Origin of the sequence: Microcoleus sp. OTE_8_concoct_300, from assembly GCF_031383065.1 — a bacterium.
GTDB lineage: Bacteria > Cyanobacteriota > Cyanobacteriia > Cyanobacteriales > Microcoleaceae > Microcoleus.
In genome coordinates, this window is the sequence record NZ_JANMZH010000330.1 from 1 (window position 1) to 2,274 (window position 2,274).

Below are 2,274 nucleotides of genomic sequence, written 5' to 3' on the forward strand. Positions count from 1 at the left end.
TTATGTTAATTTGTAGCCACCTACTTAGCGCGGGTAAAGTTTCATCAGTTCCCTCACCTGTTCGGCGTGATACGAACTGCGAGTTAAGGGAGAAGCCACAACTTGCAAGAAGCCCAAAGATTCGCCGAACTTTGTCCAAGCATCAAATTGTTCCGGATGCACAAAGTTTTCTACGTTCAAGTGCTTTTGGGTCGGTTGCAGGTACTGTCCAACTGTTAAAATATCGCAGCCGACAGCCCGCAAGTCTTGCATCGCCTCCCGAATTTCGGCGTCTGTTTCTCCGAGCCCCACCATGATGCCGGATTTGGTGTAAACCCCAGGTGCGAGGAAGCGGCTTCGCTGCAATAGTTCCAAGGTGCGATCGTACTTTCCTTGCGGCCGCACCTTGCGGTAAAGTCGTTTTACGGTTTCGGTATTGTGGTTGAGTACCTCTGGGCGGGCTGCGAGAATAATTTCTAAAGCTTGCCAGTTGCCGCACAAGTCGGGAATCAAAACTTCTATAGTTGTGTCCGGCATCGCACAGCGCACCGCCTGAATGCACTCGACAAACTGAGACGCGCCCCCATCCGGCAAATCGTCCCGGTTGACAGAGGTAATCACAACGTGGTTGAGTTTGAGCCGCTGCACCGCTTGCGCCAATCTTTCGGGTTCCGTCGGATCTAAAGGTTGGGGCTTTTTCTCAAAATCGATGTCGCAGTAAGGACAGGCGCGGGTACAAGCCGGGCCCATAATCAAAAATGTGGCAGTACCTGCGTTGAAGCATTCGCCGATGTTCGGACACGAAGCCTCTTCGCAAACCGTATTCAGGGCTAAATCGCGCAAAATTTCTTTGACGTTGCCGACGCGCTCCCACTGGGGGGCTTTTACTCGCAACCACTGGGGCTTAACTGTCACGTCTGTCTCCGCCTGAGTAGTGTTTTACAAATCATTATATAGGAGCTTGCTCAATTTTAACTTGAATGTGATAAGCTAAAAATCTATTGACTAAATCCGGGATGTAGCGCAGCTTGGTAGCGCACCTCGTTCGGGACGAGGGGGTCGCAGGTTCAAATCCTGTCATCCCGATTTTAAAATTAAATTGCATATTCCGCAGGAAGTGAGTTTGTTTTGGGCGATCGTGCGGCTGTCTATATTTCAGGTTGGTATAAATTGGTCGATGGGGCGATTTCCTACGGGATAGCTGCGCTTCACGGGCGTGTTAATTCCCCCTTGCTAAAAAATCAACTGTAGCCGCTGTTTTAGCAAAGGGAATGAGAGCATCAAACGTAAAGAATCAGAGCAGCAATAGAGAGTAGAGAACAAGTCTTTGCCTTCTGGCTCTGTGAGGATTTGGGACTGTGTTCACTGATACGTACTTGCTCAATGCTGAGAAATTTGACCAAGGTTTGAAACCCGAGGTAACTATTTATACTGCCCTAATTCTTAAATACAAGTTTCTTAATATTTACATCTTGAGATAGAGGTATTAATAGCTGAATAAGCTTATAATATTATATTACGTTCTACCCGTTCTAAAATTCACCCAAAAACCGGAGGATATTCCAATGCAAAGAAGTGGCAAAGCCTTCGGCTCCTGCTCTCGGTGCGAAACAGTACCCGAAAAAATAGAGGACAGGGGAGGTCTATACCTGTGGTTTCCAGTATCGCACACGCTGAACAAGGTTATTTTTGCACTGACCAAGGCTAAACTTGAATTCCGGCTTTTAGAAGAGAGCCAGTGTTTGTACGTTAGGCTTGAGGGAATAGCCAAAGAAAAGTTTAGCGCCCTAGCATCATCGGCGCTGACAAATCAAGAGTTGAAAGAGACAAAAGTTTTGTGGATGCGCGAAGTTGAACAGCCGCAACTTAGCGATTTTTATCGCAGCACTGACCTATGCTCTTTTATTAACTTCAGCAACTCAGATTGGCTGTTAGATTTATTGTCGGAAGAACGCATTACTACACATTTTCAGCCCATTGTTTATACCTCAGATACTTCTAAAATTTTTGCCCAGGAAGCGCTACTCCGAGGAATTGACGAGCAGGGAAACTTAATTTATCCGGGTCGGATTTTTGCCCAAGCAGAATCAGCGGGCCTAATTTTTCAACTAGATGCTTTAGCCCGGACTCGCGCGATCCACGAAGCCCATGTGTACGATATCAAAGAACTACTTTTTATTAATTTTTCTCCGACTTCAGTTTACGATCCCGCTACGTGCCTGCGAAGGACAGTACAGGCTATTGATGAATCGGGAATTCCTCACAGCAATATTGTTTTTGAAGTAGGGGAATCTC

Annotated in this window: 1 protein-coding gene, 1 tRNA gene and 1 pseudogene; 2 read left to right on the plus strand and 1 reads right to left on the minus strand. The window is 46.6% G+C overall.

All coding sequences use genetic code 11. From position 1 onward, the window contains the following. Positions 1-24: 24 nt before the first annotated feature. Positions 25-900 (minus strand): annotated as a pseudogene (gene lipA, locus ACUVJL_RS14810) (lipoyl synthase); the annotation flags it as partial. 91 nt (positions 901-991) lie between these two features. Between lipA and ACUVJL_RS14815 the strand changes: the two are divergent. Together ACUVJL_RS14815 and ACUVJL_RS14820 are read left to right on the plus strand one after the other, a co-directional pair. Further along, positions 992-1,065: transfer RNA gene (locus tag ACUVJL_RS14815), tRNA-Pro, on the plus strand. Between the two features lie 479 nt (positions 1,066-1,544). Further along, on the plus strand, positions 1,545-2,274 hold a 730-nt coding region (locus ACUVJL_RS14820; protein WP_445246536.1), incomplete at its 3' end, for an EAL domain-containing protein.